This window comes from Thermogemmatispora onikobensis, from assembly GCF_001748285.1.
Classification (GTDB): Bacteria; Chloroflexota; Ktedonobacteria; order Ktedonobacterales; family Ktedonobacteraceae; genus Thermogemmatispora; species Thermogemmatispora onikobensis.
On record NZ_BDGT01000009.1, the window covers coordinates 51,440 to 67,616 of the forward strand.

Sequence of the window (16,177 nt, forward strand, 5' to 3'; positions counted from 1 at the left end):
TCGCTCACTGGAAGCTGCTTCCGCTCTCTCCTTCTCCCTCCCACCTTTCAGCCTGCCTTGCTCGCCAGGCAGCCTGCTCCTGCTGCAACTGGAGCAGTTCACGCTCAAGTTCAAAGATCTTCTGCTGAAGTAGTTGCTTTTGTTGCTGTGGTTGCATTAAACGTAGATCTTCGATGGCCTTATATCCCCAGCGCAGGAGACCCCGAGGTACAAAGGCGGCGCTCATATAGTATTGGGTGCGCACATTGGCAAGGTAGGCATTGAGCTGTCTCAGATCCAGCTTCAGCGCCCGCAACTGGAGACGGAGCTGCTGAATGCGCTCACGATAGGGATCTTGCCGGCGGCTTCCCCGGCGCGGCTGCTGTCGACGGCCTTGCTCCAGCCGCTCGCCCAGCTCAGGGCCTGGGGCCAACAGCCCTCTCTCTCTTTCCAGCCCCGCGGCGTCAGCTCCTTCCAACGGCGCGCCACACCAGGTGCAGAAACGAGTTCCCGCTGCCACAGCTGCGCCACATTGAGAGCAGAACATCGCATCATCTCCTCTGTCAGTGCTTTACCCGGGGAACGCCGGGAATAGGTGAATTTTTTGCCTTCGATCAGCACCATTATAGCAGATGTTCCTGAGAGGAGGAACCAAAAGCCACAGGAGGAACCAGACTGCTCCTCTCACTTATTCCTACCTTCCTCCTCCTCACCTCACCTTTAACTTTTCTCATGAATGTTCTAGCTACTCATTTTTATGGGAAGAGCTGGGATGCTGGTAATTTTTGCTCTCCTCTGAACTTCTTGTGGAGATCTCTCGCGACCTATGGAAACAGCCACTGATCCCCATCATCTTCGGAGGACACTTGTTGCTAGAACTGATAGGAGAAACGGTCTCTGATGAGACAGGACAGCTAGCCTTTCTTGCCTTTATCGGTCAGCGCTCGGCGTCTGGTGCTGGCCACCAGGGTCCAGCCTCTTCCTTGACGCTCTTCGCCTTTGCAACATACAATATGATGTACCGCAACAGCAACCCGGCTCCTGTCTGCTCACTGGCTGGCCATTGATCGGTCATGCTGGCCAGAGAACAGCGGTGCCCTCTGATCAGTGGCCGCCCATCGGTCACGTACGCCGCGCGCCTGCCTGTCTGCACGGCTCCATAGGCGGCATCAGAGGCTGATCGTTTGCTTATGGGAGGCTCTCGTTGAACCAGGAACAGCAGTCACTGGCACTTCCCTTCTCGTCAATCGAGGATGTGCAACGGGCAATGTTTGCCCGACGCTATGTTGCTGATCGCAGTCTGGCCACAGCAGTGTTCCTGGCCCTCAAGCGCCGCAAGCCGCTGCTGCTTGAAGGCGAGCCGGGCGTCGGCAAAACCGAGGTGGCCAAGGTCCTGGCCGATCTGCTGGAGACGCGCCTGATCCGCCTGCAGTGCTACGAAGGAATCGACATCAGCACGGCGGTCTATGAGTGGAACTATACGCGCCAGATGCTCTATATCCGCCTGATGGAGGCCAGCGGGGCCACACGCCAGGAGGAGCTGAAGGAGATCTTCGGCCCCGACTTCTTGATCAAGCGCCCCCTGCTCCAGGCTATCGATCCCGCCAACGCCAAGGCCCCTGTCCTTCTCATCGACGAGCTAGACCGCAGCGATGAGGAGTTTGAGGCTTACTTGCTTGAGCTGCTCTCGGATTTCCAGATCACTATTCCTGAGATCGGCACGATCGCGGCCAAAGAGCCGCCAATCGTGGTGATTACGTCGAACCGCACGCGCGAGATTCACGATGCGCTGCGGCGACGCTGCCTCTACTATTGGATCGATTATCCAACGCTGGAGAAGGAATATTCCATTGTACTGGCGCGCATGCCGGAGGCACCAGAGTGGCTGGCAAAGCAGGTCTGCGCCTTCGTGCGCGAACTGCGTGCGCTCGATCTGTTTAAGGCCCCCGGCGTCGCCGAAACGCTGGATTGGATCGCTTCGCTGCTGGCCCTCAATCAGCTGGAGCTGGTCGAGGGGACAGTGCGCGATACGCTCGGCGCGCTGCTGAAGTATCAGGATGACGTGCTCAAGGTGGGCGGGAGCAATCTCGGCAAGCTGCTTGAGAAGGCCCGCAACGTAAGCTCGTGACCGCAGGTGCCTATGGATGCCCACAATTTCGAGCGCCTTGACAATCCCTTGTTTTTCACCAGGGAAAGGACTGACCCTTCTGCTGGCCTGCCCGAACCTGGCCAGGACGGCCTCCGTCCCACAGGGGCAGCTCTGACACCTCCGCTCTCCCCGAGCGAGCTGGAACGCGGCGAGCGTTTGCTCTACCGCCTGGCTGAGTTCGGCCACCTGCTCTGGGAGTCGGGGATCGAGGTCGGCCCACAGCAGCTGCTCGATCTGGCCGAGACGCTCAACGAGATCGATATTACGAATCCAGGCGATTTCTACTATACTCTGAAATGCTCGCTCCTGACCCGACACGAGCAGGAGACGCTCTTCGATCAGCTGTTCAATTACTACTGGCTGACCCGCGACCGTCAGGATCGCCCGCCTGATCCAGGCCCAACCCGCCGCGACGATCGCCAGATTCGCCTGCCTCCCTCGGAGCGCAAGCGCCTGGCCGAGCACCTGAACGCCGATAATCAGCAGCGCGAGTTGCGCATGGGTGAGCGTGAGAGCGAGCGTCGACGCCTGCTGGATGAGCAGGCCGGCGAGCCTGAGGATGAGCAGGCCCCTCCCCAGGGCACAGCCTACAGCGCCCTGGAGCTACTGCGCAAGAAGGATTTCGAGTCTTTCACCTGGGAGGAGGTTCAGGAGGCCAAACGCCTGATGGCCGAGATGCGCTGGAACCTGGGCCTGCGCCCAACGCGCCGCAAGCGTCCAGTACGTAAGGGCGATTATCCCGATATGCGCCGCATCGTACGACGCAATCTGAAGTACGGGGCAGAACTGCTGGAACTGACCTGGCGTGAGAACAAGGAGAAGCCTCGTCCTTTGGTGATTATCTGCGATATCAGTGGTTCGATGAGCCTCTACTCACGCCTGCTCCTCCACTTTATCCATACCGTTTCGAACGGGCTGCTGAACGTCGAGGCTTTCGTCTTCGGCACGCGCCTGACACGCATCACGCGCCAGCTGAAACGGCGCGACGTCGACGACGCGGTACGCGAGGTCTCGCGCACGGTGCAGGACTGGTCGGGCGGAACGCGCATCGGCGAGGCGCTGCATACGTTTAATCAGCAGTGGGCCAGGCGTGTTTTGGGCCGCGGCGCAGTGGTGCTGATCATTAGCGATGGCTGGGACCGCGGCGATGCCAGCTTGCTGCGTGCCGAGATGGACCGCCTGCAGCATAGCTGTCATCGCTTGATCTGGCTGAACCCTTTACTTGGTTCGCCCGACTATCGCCCGCTGACGATCGGCATGAAGACAGCCCTGCCCTATATCGATGACTTCCTGCCAGCTCATAATCTCGATAGCCTGATTCATCTTGGTAAGCTGCTTGAGCGCATTGATGATCGGCGCCCGACACGTACTCCTGCCACTCGCCGCGAGGCGGTCAAGGCCTGGAATCGCCCCACTCCCTGAGCCGGACCCGCTCCCCTCCAGTCACCTGCTCGCTTGGGGGAGCAGGCGTGGACGATAGGCACTGTAATAGACGCTGTCGATCTTCTTTTTGCGGAGGTGTTCCCTATGCGCGATATTCTGCCGGATGTTGAGCGCTGGCGGGCGCGCGGCGAGCGCGTGGCCGTGGCAACAGTTGTCTCGGTAGCCGGTTCGGCTCCCCGCCGGCCTGGGGCCAAGCTGGCCGTCAGCGAGAAGGGGGAAATCAGCGGCTCCGTAAGCGGCGGCTGCGTGGAGCCAGCGGTGATCGAAACCGCCCTGCAGGTCATCAAGGATGGCAAGCCCCAGATGCTGGAGTTCGGTATCAGCGAGGAGGAGAACTTCGAACAGATCGGCCTGGCCTGCGGCGGGACGATCCATGTCTTCGTTGAGCGCCTCGACTGGTAGTGGGTAGATGGCAAGCGAGCGGCGATGGGCAGGCAGGCGGAACGAGGCCTTTCTCGCTGGCTACGCTTGCACAGGAGTTGGTCTCTTATGAGTGGTCTCTATGAGGAATTAAAACAGCAAGTGGCGCAGGAGCGTGGCGTGGCTCTGGCCACGCTGGTGCGCTCCTCTTCCGGCCAGGGGATCGGCGCGAAGCTCCTGGTGTTCTCCGATAAGAGCTTTCATGGCTCCTTTGGCCTCCCGGAGCTGGAAGCGCGCGTTGTCGAAGACGCCGAGCAGGCCATCTGGATCGGCGAGCCAGGCACGCGGCTCTATACCCTGGGAGAAGAGACCTTTGAGGTCTTTATCGAGGGCTTTCCTCCTCCCCCACGCCTGATTATTGTCGGCGCTGGCCATATTGCTATCCCTCTGACAACCTTCGCTCGAACGCTCGGCTACCGCGTGGTGGTGATCGATGCGCGCGCGGCCTTCGCCACACGCGAGCGTTTCCCTCACGCCGACGAGCTGATCGTGGCCTGGCCAGACGAGGTTTTGGCCAGCATGGATCTCAATCCTTCGACCGCGGTCGCTATCCTGACCCACGATCCCAAGTTCGACGAGCCATCCCTTAAGGTGGTGCTCTCGCGCCAGGTCGGCTATGTCGGAGCCATCGGCAGCCGCAAGACCAGCCAGGAGCGCAACGAGCGCCTCAAGCAGCAAGGCTTGACCGACGAGCAGCTGAGTCGCATCCACGCGCCCATCGGCCTGAATATCGGGGCCAAGACCCCCGAGGAGATGGCACTGGCAATTATGGCCGAGATTGTCGCAAGCCGCTATGGCAAAGATCGTACTACCATCCTGGACTGGTCCCGCAAATAGAAGTTGCAACTTCCCGGCGGTCGCTACGTTTCTATCAGAGAAAGGGGGGTTTACCTGCTTCTCTGTAGGTAGGCAGTGCTGGGAGGAAGAAGGTGGCAGTGCTGTAACTACAGAAGCACTAGTCTTGAGAAGGAAAGAATATGCCGGACTATCCCTATGATCCTCATGAAGATCTGACAGAGCCAGTACCTCCATCTGCCCCGCCTCCCGCTAGTGGCGGCCAGGGGAAGTTGATCATAGGTGGCTTTCATAATGCAGCTGGGAACCAGCCACAGGGCAGGCGCCAGCCACCACCTGGCTACCAGGGCTATCGAGGGGGAGTCTCTACTCCTCCGCGCCGCCCTGGAGCTGAGCCTTATCCGGGGAGCTACCCGGTAACAGCTACTCCCGCTCTGCGCCCGCGCCGCTCCTTCCTGCGCCGGCGCGGCTGCGCCATCGGCTGCCTCTCTTTGCTACTGGTGGTGGTGATCCTGGCAGGCTTCTCGATCTATGTGCTCCAGCGCGTCCTGGCTTTTGGCTCGGCCATCTCAACACAGGCCCCGCTGAGTACCCAGACAGGCTTTATGAACACTGCAGATCGCGTCAACCTCCTGGTCATGGGCTTCGGCGGAGGTGACCATCCTGGCGCCTACTTGACCGACTCGATGGTGCTCATGAGCCTCATTCCTTCTACTCAGCATACGACGCTCATCTCGGTTCCTCGCGATCTGTGGGTCCAGGTTCCTTCCGGCTCCGGCCACTACGGTAAGATTAATAGCGTCTACGAAGTGGCTTCGAATAATAACCAGGACCCCGTGGCAGGCGGCAACGCCGCAGCTCAGAAGATCTCATTGATCACCGGCCTCGATGTCAAGTACTGGATGACAATCGACTTCAACGGCTTCCGCGACTTGATCAACGCCATCGGCGGCATCGATGTCTATGTCCCCGATTCGTTTACTGCCCTCTATCCAAAGAACGATGACCCGAACGTCGATGCAAGCTGGATCAAGGTGCACTTCTCCAAGGGTATGCAGCACATGGACGGCGAGACGGCTATCCGCTATGCCCGCGCCCGCGAGTCGCTGGACAATCCCGCCGAGGGGACTGATTTCGCTCGCTCTGCCCGCCAGATGATTATCATTAAAGCGGTGATCAGCAAGGTGAAGCAGTGGTCAACCTGGCCCCACCTCTTCGATGCGATGGATGCCTTGAAGCATACCATCTATACGAATATGTCCCTGACCGACCTCGGCCTCTTCTCGCTGAAGATGGATCTCAATCAGGCTCACCGCATCGGCCTGAGCAATCAGAATGTGCTGGTCGACTCTCAGTCAGCGGACGGGCAGTACATTCTGCTGCCGGCAAACAATAACTGGCAGCTCATTATTGACTACATTCGTAAAAATCTCTATAACTAGAGAGAGCACTATTCGCTAAGGCGGGAGGAGCAGCTCCGGCTAGCAACTCTAGAGGCTGGGGGCTGCTCCTCCCCCCCGCCCGTCCCGTTTCCGTTGGCGCTCAGGCAGGCCGAGCCCAACAGGTAGCGCAACAATAGCACCAATCAGATGGCGTATCCTCGCTGGCGCCGGCCTTTCTCCTCCGCTGGCCCTGACCAGGACCAGGAGATTGCAGATACAAGGCGTCTCCCTTGTCAGTTAGCCCGGCATAGCGCGAGAGCGAGCGCGAGCGAGCCAGCCAGCCAGCCGGCTAGCTAGCGCAGAGAAGAGCAGAAGGGGCATAAGGTGATGACACAGCAGTTTTCTCGCCTGGTCGCTGGCGTCTATCGCATCGGGCAAGTCTTCACCCGTCCAGGTTCCATAGTCACCAGTTGTACAGCTTATAACCGAAACACGAACGATGTGGTGGGCTTGCATCTGATTGCCCTGCCGCCGACCTCTGCTTTCGCTTCTCAACAGCTGCAGAGTCTCTTTGCGTTGCTGGAGCGGCGCCGCCAGGTGCATTCGCCGACAGTGCTGCCTCTGCACACCTGGGGTCTCGATGGGTCATGGCTCTATCTGGTGACCGACCCGCCGCGTGGGGTTAGCCTGCGCTATCTGATGGACCATGAGCACATCGATCTGCAGCGCGCGCTAGAGATTGTGCGCCAGCTTCTCAAGGGTGTTGAGGTGCTTCAGGCTCACGGCTTTGTGGGTCTGGATCTCCGTCCTTCTTTCATTACGGTGCAGGTCATTGAGTTCCGCGACTATGTCCAGGTCGACGACCTTGGCCTGCGCCTGCTCGTCCACGCTCTGGGCCTGGGAGCCAGCCAGCAATCCGACGATATTGGCTTCTTCGATCCCCGCTATCTGGCGCCCGAGGAGCTTCAAGGGCAGCCGCCCGGTCCCTGGAGCGACGTCTACCATGCCGGCCTGCTGCTCTTCGAGCTGGTGGCCGGTCGCCCCCCGTTCGTCGGGCGCACCATTGCGGAAACTGCCTTTCTGCAGACCAGCGCGCCGCTCCCAAGTCTGGAGCTGTACCATCACAATACGCCGAATGTGGTGCAGGCCCTGCTAGAGCATGCCCTGGCCAAGCAGCCAACCCAACGCTTTGCTTCGATCCAGGCTTTCCTGAATGCCCTCAACGGTATCCAGATGCCGCCTCCTCCCGAGCGCGTCCCCGCCTTCGGCGAGATTACCCTGCTGGCAGGGGCCGAGCAGCCACCCTCTTCCGCTACTCGCGAGATAGCGGCCATAGAAACGGCTGATGATCTCTCCCTGGCCCAGACCCTGCTTCAGACTCCCCAGGGCAAGGCCAGCCTTCGCAGCGAGGACTCCGAGGAGGGCGTGCTGGCCTATCTCTGCTTTGAAGGAGGCGAGCGTCCTCTGCGCCTGCCGATCAGGGGACGGAACGTCGTTGTTGGACGAGCTGATCCGCGCCGCCACCTGTATCCCGATCTCGACCTGACGCCTCTCGACTCCCAGATGGTGGTCTCGCGTCAACACGCCCGTATCCACTTCGAAGAGACGTTCTTTTATATCGAGGACCTGAAAAGCCACAATGGAACCTGGCTGGGTGGGTTGCGGTTGAAGCCGCTTAAGGCCGAGCTGCTACAGCACGGCGACCATCTGCGCTTCGGTTCGCTCGAATGCATCTTCCGCGTGCCAGGCCAGCCCGACCCGCCACGGCCCGGCGCCAGATCCGAGCCACCAGCCAGGCCCCCGCTCAAGCCGAAGCCATCTGGCAGCTAGAGAGCGGCGCGGGAGCACTCTCTACAGTAGCACTAGCACAAGCCAAGGCCAGCCCCCAGTCCGTCGGCCCGCCAGGGTGGCTATGTTCGAGCAATGGTCAGCAAATCAGCAAGCAATCCCTGAGCCGTCTGGCGGCGACCTGCTCCGGGGCCGATCACGGTCACCGAGTCAAGGGTGTCGCATTCAACCGTGAGGGCATTCATGACGCCATCGACGCGCGCCAGAGGATGCTCCAGCGGTAGGGCTACAGGCTCCACCCGTGCCTCTAGAGGCAAGGTCGGCGTCTGGCCAGAGGTAGAGGCGGCATGGATCTCCGCTTTCTCGCGCAGGCGCAAGGAAGCCAGCAGTTTGATGCGACGCCCCTGAGCCTGGGCAGCACGGATCTCCTCCGGCGTCACTCCAGCGATACCGCGACGCTGCACTTGCTCGGCCCGTAGCGGTAGCCCAAAGACCAGGGCGGCCAGGATCAAGGTCTTGGCCAGGGCGTCATAGCCTTCCACATCCGCGCTGGGATCAGCCTCCGCGTAGCCGAGGCGCTGAGCTTCAGCCAGGGCCTCCGCGTAGTCCCTCCCCTGGCTCATCGCCGTCAGGATATAGTTGGTTGTGCCATTGAGAATACCCGCGAGCGCGCGAATGCGAGCGCCAGCCAGTCCCTCGCGGAGCGTGCTCAGCACCGGTGTACCAGCCATGACTGTAGCCTCCATACGCAACTGGACCCCTTTGCGTGCCGCTAAAGCCAGAAGCTCGTGAGCGGCCAGAGCCACCGGCCCCTTATTGGCTGTAATCACATGCATGCCCTGCTCCAGTGCCTGCCGGATATGGCTTAAGCCCGGCTCTCCATCGCGCAGATTCGTTCCCGTTACCTCGACCAGCACATCGGCCCCAGTGGCCGCCAACCCCTCACGCACCGTTGGCCAGCGCTTCACCTCTGTCGCCGCATAGGCCGTCAACGGCTGACCACTGCTCGCGACCCTGAGCAACTCCGCCTCATCCAGGCCCTCAGCCCGGGCCAAAAAACCTGAGCGAGCCGTCGCCACCGCCACCAGACGAGCATCCAGGCCATAGGCGGCTCGCAGCCAGTCCCGCTTCTCCTGCAACAACTCAGCCAGCCCCTGGCCAACCGTGCCGAAACCAATGAGGGCAAGGCGCAGTTCCTTTACCATTGCAGTCACACCTTGTCAATCTTTCTTTCTTTCTTTCTTGCCTGCTTGTTTGCTTAGCTGAACTGAGTCCCCCGGCCTCCGCCCGCCCCCTGCGCAATGCGACCGCGAAGAAGGGAGATCAGCCTGCAGCTGGGACGAAGGGCATAGAGGCGCCAGGCGGGACCCAGAGGAAGACCACCACTGGCTGACCAACTAGATCCAGGACAGCTTGAAGCGCGCCAGCAGGCGTCGCAAGGGACCAAGCAGCTCGATCTGCCCATCGATCTTCAGCAGGCGCGCCGCTCGCAGATAGACCAGGATGCCGACCGCCATCTCGATGAGCAGCTTCACTAGAGCGACCAGGACCTGGACCAGGCCCCCATGCGTAATCATTGGGCGCGTTGGATCGGTCGTATTCAGCAGGAAATCCAGTAGCAGGCGAACCAGGAAGACCGCCAGGCCCATCAGCCCGGTCGCTAGCAAGACCCGACTCAAGAAGGCTCCCAGATCACGGGTAATCAGTCCACCGATCCGTTGATGGATCAGGCAGAGAAGGACCGTGGCCTCCAGCAGACCAGCCACCGAGGTTGAGAGCGCCAAGGCCCCCATTCCCCAGGCCGCACCCCACAGGCGAGCGAAGGCGTTGATCAACAAGAGGCCAAGGGCAATCTTAAAGATAAACTGGCCAACGCTCACAATCACCGGCGTCTTGCTATCGCGCAGGGCATAGAACGAGCGCGTCAGAATCTCTACCGCAGCCTGGCCGGCCAGACCAATGGCGAACATCGACAGGGGGATGGCCGTAATTTCGGCGCTCTCCAGACCAAAAGCGCCGTGCTGATAGAGCGTCTGAATAATGGGCAGCGCCAGCACAATCAAGCCCAGACTGGAAGGGATCGACAAGAAGAGGATGCCGCGCAAGGTCTCCATTACGATGCTGCGCGCCCGCTCCAGCCGCCCGCGCGCGACATACTCGGCGATCGTCGGGAAAGCCGCCGTCGAAATGGCCATGCCGAAGATGCCCAACGGCAGCAGCATCAGCGAAAAGCCGTAGTAGTACGCCGTGATAAAGCCAAGGAGCGTCTGCTGCCCAAGCGAGCCGGCGACCACCAGCGTTCCCAGTAGCAGGATCAAAGCGCGATCGACAAAAGTCGTCGTTGAGAGCATCGCGGCATTGATAATGCGCGGGATCATCTGGCGACCGATCTGCTGAACGCCCGGATGGCGCCAGTCAAAGGAGGGGCGGAAACGCATGCCGACCCGCGACAGCCCAGGAATCTGAATACCGACCTGGAGTAAGGCCCCCAGGACTACCCCAGCACTGGCGCAGTAGACGGCCACCATCGAATTGCGATGGCCGATCAGCGCCAGAAACATTCCCGGCAACAGGCCGACGATCAGGCCGACGTTATAGAGCACGGTCCCCAAGGCATAGAGCGTAAAGTGCTGCTGCGCGTTTAGAACCGCGCTGACGATGACCCCGCTGCCAAGAATCACAGCCTGGAAGAGCATGATACGTGTTAAGGCCGTAATCAGACTCAGCTCGCCCGGGCTGACATTGGGATTATACAGCGGCACAATCTGATTGGCGAAAATGAAGCCGATCAGAGCAATGATGAGCATAATGGTTGTAGCCAGCGTTAGAGCCGTATTGGCCACATGCCAGGCCGTCTTCTCGTCCCGATCGCTGACCATGTAGCGCGTAAAAACGGGAATGAAGGCCGAGCTGAGAGCACCGCCGGCCACAATGTTAAAGATCGTATCAGGCAAGAGAAAAGCCTGATAGAAGGCGCCAGAGGTCGGGTCTGTTCCAAAGACAGCCGCAAACATCGAGGAGCGCAGCAACCCCAAGACGCGACTGGCCACAAAGGCCCCTGTGAGAATGAAGGCCGCGTTCCGAACCTGCACCCGCCGGATCATTGCGGTATCCTGGGCTGATTCGGAAGCAGGCTGCAAAGCGGGGGCCGAAGGCGAAGCGGCAGCAGGCGCCACCGAGGCCGAAGCCGCCGGGCTGGCCACCAACGGCTCTTGAACCTGAAGTTGGGCCTGGGCCTGGGCCTGCCCCTGCCCCTGACTCAGGCCACCACTGGCCCCACCAGCCTGCTCGCCCAGGGTTGATGAAGAGAGCGGCGCCAGATCACCCATGCGGCGCCTGAAGACCTTGCGCTGAATCAAATCGCTTAGATCCGGCTGCTGCACACGACGCTGCTGCCGACGCAGACGCTCCTCGCGCAACTGCTGCAGGCGCGCCTGACGCAAGGCCGGCAACGGCTGCGATGGCTGCGGCACATTGGCGTAGAGATACTCCATCCCCTGCCCATAGCCCAGCGAGCCCCCCATATCCGGCAGATGCTGCTCCTGATACGAGCGCCCCGGCTGGGCCCCTACCCTGCCACCAGAAGGCACCTGGGGAGGATAGACTGGCTGCTGCGGCGGGAGCGAGGCGGGTGACAGATTCACACCTGACGTCCCTGCGGCCCCTGCCCCCAGTTGCTCCTGATCATACTGCCAGCCATAGTACGGAGTTGGCTTGTTGCTTTCTTCTGCCATCCAGGTGCTATTCCTCTTTTTCGTGGATCACATACTGTTTCTTCCTGACAGTCCTGCCGTCGTTCTCGTGCGGCTTCTTTTAGAGAATAACAGGTTAGGCAGACAAGTCAAGCCCTTGAACTGAGCCGTAGCGGGGACTTCCCCCAAATGGGGGAAGCTTCCTCTCTCCTCCCTCTCGGAGGCCCTCGTGGTAGAATTGTCCCCGGTAAGGTGTGCCTTTCTTGAGAGTGTACTCGTTCTGTTGCTATGATAGGACATCTCCTTGAGCGAGCCAGCACATGGCGGCGGCTAGAGATGGCTGTGTGGCAAGCAAGCTAGCTCTCTGGCCTCTTGCTTTCTTGCGGCTTGAATCGGCAAAGACCCCTGTGCATGGGCACCATTCTGACCAACCGAGGTAGATAGATGGAAGACTTACACGCTGTCATCCTGGCGGGCGGCAGCGGGACACGACTCTGGCCGCTGAGTACCCCCGAGTTTCCCAAGCAGTTTCTGCCTCTTCCGGGAGGCCGCAGCATGATTCAAGAGACGCTGGCGCGAGTGACCACGCTGGTGCCGCCAGAACAGGTCTGGGTGGTCACCGGGCGAGCCTTTAGTGAGCTGGTGCGCCAGCACCTGCCAGAGCTGCTTCCGGGGCAGATCCTGGAGGAGCCGGTTGGGCGCAATACGGCTCCCGCCATTACCTGGGCAGCCTCCTTGCTGGCTCGCCGCTCCCCCCGGGCTGTGATGGCGGTCTTTCCCGCTGATCATGTGATCACGAAGCTGGAGCCGTTCCAGCGGGCGATCCGCTTCGGCTATCAGCTCGCTCAACGCGGCTACCTGGTAACCTGGGGCATCCGACCCACCGAGCCGGCCACTGGCTACGGTTATATCCGCTTCGCTTCCCCCGTGGCCGACGGCTACGGCCACCAGGCTTTCAGCGTGGAGCAGTTCGTCGAAAAGCCTGATCTGGCTACAGCACAGCGCTATCTCCAGGATGGACACTATGTCTGGAATAGCGGCATGTTTATTTGGCAGACCGCCACGATTCTGACAGAGGTGGGCAAACACCTGCCAGCTCTGGCGGAAGAGATGACACGCATTGTGGAGGCAATGGGCACGCCTGCAGAGAGGAGGGTCTTGGAAGAAGTCTGGCCTTCCCTGACTTCAATTTCGATCGACTACGGCGTGCTGGAGAAAACCGACAGGCTGGTGGTGATTCCGGTCGATCTCGGCTGGAGCGATGTTGGAAACTGGGAGCAGTATGGGGCGCTCTACGCTGCCGATGGGAAGGGTCTGCGCGGCGTCGGCCACCACTTTGCTCTTGGCAGCCAGAACGTCTTTGTCTACAACACGACGCAGCGGGAGATCTATACGATCGGCCTGGAGGACGTGATCGTGGTGGCCCTTGACGATAAGACGCTGATCTGCCATAAGAACCACGTACAGCGCGTACGCGAGCTGGCCGAAGCTCAGCTTCTTCAACGCGCCAGTACAACCGCTGCGCGCAACGGCCATCAGCCAGGACCAAGGCCCGCCTCTGCGCCCTCGCCCCTGCCGGCGGCCTCAACGGGCCAGAGCGGTTCCGCGCTTAGCCTTGGCCTGGCAGCTACTGATTCTCCTCCAATGACGCCAGAGGAAGTGGCACCAGGAGCAGACCCTGAGCCGGGTGGCACCGCCGACCAGAGCCAGTCGACAAGCTGATCCTGCAGTCTCCCTTTCGGCTTCCTTCTCCTTCTTGCGCCCCATCAGACCCATCTCAGGGCGGGGACTCAGCCAGCCTGGCCTGGACTACCCCGCCCTCAGTCACGCCGCTCGCCATACTCACGGTAGCGGTAGCCGCGGTAATAGCGATGGCGATGACGCCAGTGACGATAGGTCACCAGATGCCAGATGGTGAGCAGAACGGCCCCCCCAATGATGGCTTGAGCCAGGGCGATCGGCTCACCGAAAATGGTCACCTCGCTGCCGATGCGAAAAGGCAGGAGAATGGCGATGAGGATGCCAATAAAGGCACAGAGGACGGCCCCAAGAATGCCATAGGGGAGGCGCCAGCCGATGATCGTTTCCGCTACGATTCCAAGAAGTACAGCCAGAACGAAATAGAGTAAGTGGGCTAACGTCACGGTGAAGAGTGGTTGGGTGGCAAGGACGGCCAGAACTGCTGTGGATGACACGGTAGCCTCCTGGTTAAAGATGGCGCTCTTCAGCAGGCTCATGATAACGGGAGAGGACTGCGCCGTCAAGTCGCCGTCCCTGCGCTTCGAGGAAGCGCTTGCCGCCTCTCCCTCTCGCGCTATGCTATAATGGGTAGCGGGCAAGGGGCTAGCCAGCGCTTCTGGAAGCCTTCCTGGAAGGCTTCCAGGACCGGTCGCCTGATGCTCTGTTCGGCTGCTCTGTTCGGCCTGCGTTTGTTTGTCCGTTCGTTTGTGAAGTGAAGGTAGGTAGGCTTGCCTCGCCAATCAGGCTGGCCACTCGATCTGCACAGGGCTTTAGCTGGTTGACGAAGGCACTCGGTGCGAAAGGCGATCTCCCATCATGCTCTCCGACCAACCCGTCTTTGGCTCACATCTCATGGTCGCCTGCGCTCATTACCTGGCTACTCGGGCCGGTTTGCAGGCGCTGGAACGCGGAGGAAACGCAGTCGATGCCGCCGTCGCTGCTAACGCGGCGATGACGGTTGTCTACCCGCCAACCTGCTCAGCGGGCGGCGACGTTTTTATGCTGATCTGGGAGGCGCGCAGCCGTCGGCTGCATGCTCTCAACGGCAGCGGGCGCGCACCGCGTGCCCTGACTCCCGAGTATTTCGCCGCGCACTCACTGCGTGAGATTCCAGCGATTGGCCCGCTCTCGATTACGGTTCCTGGGGCAGTCGATGGCTGGTTCGAGGCCCTGGAGCGCTTTGGCCGGCTGCCAGTCGAGGAGGTCTTTGCGCCGGCCATCGCCTACGCTGAGGAGGGCTTTCCGGTCTCGTCGAAGCTGGCTGGCTGGCTGGAGCGCGCCGCCAAGACAGTGCTGCAGCGCTGGGAGGCGACGGCTCGCGTTTTTCTCCCTGAAGGCCGCCCCCCAGGCTGCGGCGAGATCTTGCGCCAGCCTGACCTGGCACGTACCTACCGCCTACTCGCACGCGAGGGCCGCGAGGCTTTCTATCGCGGACCTCTAGCGCGCACGATCGTTGACTACGTGCAGCGCTGCGGCGGAGTGCTGAGCCTGGAGGACCTCGCGGCCCATCATTCGGATTGGGTAACGCCACTGTCAACAACCTATCGCGGCTACGAGGTCTTTGAGTTTCCTCCCAATTCACAGGGCCTGACGGTCCTGGAGATGCTCAATATTCTGGAGGGCTATGATCTGCAGGCACTCGGTTATCAAAGTCCCGAGACGCTGCACCTGATGATTGAGGCTAAGAAGTTGGCCTTTGCCGATCGCGATCGCTATCTCTCTGATCCAGCTTTTGTGGAGATTCCGGTAGAACGCCTGCTGAGCAAGGCGTACGCGGAGCAGCTGCGAGCACGCATCAATCCAGAGCGCGCCTCCTTCCACGTCGAGGTCGAGAGCAAACCTGAGCGCGACGGCGATACGATGTATCTGTGCGTGGTTGATAGTGAGGGCAACGCCGTCTCGCTGATCCAGAGCCTTTTCTATAGCTGGGGCAGCGGGATCGTGGCCGGCGAGAGCGGGGTACTGCTGCACAATCGCGGCTCCTATTTCTCTCTGAACCCGCGCCACGTGAATTATCTGCAACCAGGGAAGCGCACGATGCATACACTGACGCCTGCGCTGGTCCTGCGCGACGGCGAGCCGTTTCTGGTACTGGGAACAATGGGGGCGGATGCCCAGCCGCAGATTCATGTGCAGCTGCTGACAGCAGTGATCGACTTTGGGCTGAATATTCAGCAGGCGATTAACGCCCCACGCTGGCGCAGCGGCCTCTTGCTACAACAGGGCGGACGCCGACAGCTGCTACAGGGACAGCAAGGCGCCCATCCAGCAGGAGAAAGCGGGGCCAGCGAGGTGGTGGCTCTGGAGCAGCGCTTTCCAAATGCGGTGGCGCTGGGCCTGGAGATGCTGGGCCACCGGGTGGCGATCTGGGGACCGTGGGAAGACGATATGGGCCACGCTCAGGCTATTCTGATTACTCCCGGCACCCAGGTGCTCCAGGGCGCAGCAGATCCACGCTGCGATGGCTTAGCCCTCGGCTGGTAGCTTTCTCTCGGCCCGGACCCGGCTGGCGGGCCGGCGTGCCTGCGCCAGCCTTGTCCCTGGCTCGCTCGCCCCGCGAGCAAACCCTGCTTTGCGTTTGCGCTCTCCGGCCTGGTCTGGTACCTGCCCCCCGGCCCGGCGCGTGTGAACCTGCTCCCTTGCTCGCTGCCCAAGACTCGACTCGGACCAGTCTCCCGTACACTGGTGCGATCGGCCAGCTCTATCCTGCCTGTGCACTCACCACTACGCGCGTGCGCCAATTTTCTGCTACAATGAAAACACTTTCCTGAGTTTATGGTCCCTTTTTG

Annotated in this window: 12 protein-coding genes; 8 read left to right on the plus strand and 4 right to left on the minus strand. The window is 60.9% G+C overall.

What is annotated here, in order from left to right:
- Positions 1–4: 4 nt before the first annotated feature.
- On the minus strand, positions 5–526 hold the full coding sequence (locus BGC09_RS06090; RefSeq protein ID WP_141727660.1) for a zinc ribbon domain-containing protein: 522 nt from the start codon (positions 524–526) through the stop codon (positions 5–7).
- Between the two features lie 720 nt (positions 527–1,246).
- Between BGC09_RS06090 and BGC09_RS06100 the strand changes: the two genes are divergently transcribed.
- From BGC09_RS06100 to BGC09_RS06125, 6 genes are all read left to right on the plus strand, one after another.
- The gene (locus BGC09_RS06100) at positions 1,247–2,107 is read left to right on the plus strand and encodes an AAA family ATPase (RefSeq protein ID WP_069803007.1); all 861 of its coding nucleotides are present in this window, start codon (positions 1,247–1,249) and stop codon (positions 2,105–2,107) included.
- 12 nt (positions 2,108–2,119) lie between these two features.
- Positions 2,120–3,550, plus strand: coding sequence for a vWA domain-containing protein (locus BGC09_RS06105; protein WP_084658002.1), 1,431 nt, complete (start codon positions 2,120–2,122; stop codon positions 3,548–3,550).
- A gap of 105 nt (positions 3,551–3,655) precedes the next feature.
- Entirely contained in the window at positions 3,656–3,973 is a 318-nt protein-coding gene (locus BGC09_RS06110; RefSeq protein ID WP_052889841.1) for an XdhC family protein, read from the plus strand.
- An 87-nt stretch (positions 3,974–4,060) separates the two neighbouring features.
- Positions 4,061–4,828: an XdhC family protein gene (locus tag BGC09_RS06115; RefSeq protein WP_069803008.1), complete on the plus strand. Its 768-nt coding sequence runs from the start codon at positions 4,061–4,063 to the stop codon at positions 4,826–4,828.
- Positions 4,829–4,968: 140 nt separating this feature from the next.
- Positions 4,969–6,228 carry an LCP family protein gene (locus BGC09_RS06120; RefSeq protein WP_069803009.1) on the plus strand — a complete coding sequence of 420 codons (1,260 nt, stop codon included), beginning with the start codon at positions 4,969–4,971 and terminating at the stop codon, positions 6,226–6,228.
- A gap of 327 nt (positions 6,229–6,555) precedes the next feature.
- Positions 6,556–7,998, plus strand: coding sequence for a protein kinase domain-containing protein (locus tag BGC09_RS06125; RefSeq protein WP_069803010.1), 1,443 nt, complete (start codon positions 6,556–6,558; stop codon positions 7,996–7,998).
- Between the two features lie 80 nt (positions 7,999–8,078).
- On the opposite strand, the gene BGC09_RS06130 is transcribed toward BGC09_RS06125, so the two are convergent.
- A complete protein-coding gene (locus BGC09_RS06130; RefSeq protein WP_069803011.1) occupies positions 8,079–9,161 on the minus strand; it encodes a homoserine dehydrogenase in 1,083 nt (360 codons plus the stop codon).
- Between the two features lie 192 nt (positions 9,162–9,353).
- Complete coding sequence (gene murJ / locus BGC09_RS06135; RefSeq protein WP_069803012.1) at positions 9,354–11,690, minus strand: murein biosynthesis integral membrane protein MurJ; 2,337 nt, start codon at positions 11,688–11,690, stop codon at positions 9,354–9,356.
- A gap of 402 nt (positions 11,691–12,092) precedes the next feature.
- Between murJ and BGC09_RS06140 the strand changes: the two genes are divergently transcribed.
- Positions 12,093–13,370 (plus strand): mannose-1-phosphate guanylyltransferase, encoded by a 1,278-nt coding sequence (locus BGC09_RS06140; protein ID WP_069803013.1) that lies wholly within the window; start codon positions 12,093–12,095, stop codon positions 13,368–13,370.
- 98 nt (positions 13,371–13,468) lie between these two features.
- Here BGC09_RS06140 and BGC09_RS06145 read toward each other — a convergent pair whose 3' ends face one another.
- Positions 13,469–13,843, minus strand: a complete 375-nt coding sequence (locus tag BGC09_RS06145) for a hypothetical protein (RefSeq protein WP_141727661.1) — start codon at positions 13,841–13,843, stop codon at positions 13,469–13,471.
- 361 nt (positions 13,844–14,204) lie between these two features.
- Between BGC09_RS06145 and ggt the strand changes: the two genes are divergently transcribed.
- Positions 14,205–15,872 carry a gamma-glutamyltransferase gene (ggt, locus tag BGC09_RS06150; RefSeq protein ID WP_069803015.1) on the plus strand — a complete coding sequence of 556 codons (1,668 nt, stop codon included), beginning with the start codon at positions 14,205–14,207 and terminating at the stop codon, positions 15,870–15,872.
- Positions 15,873–16,177 lie beyond the last annotated feature (305 nt).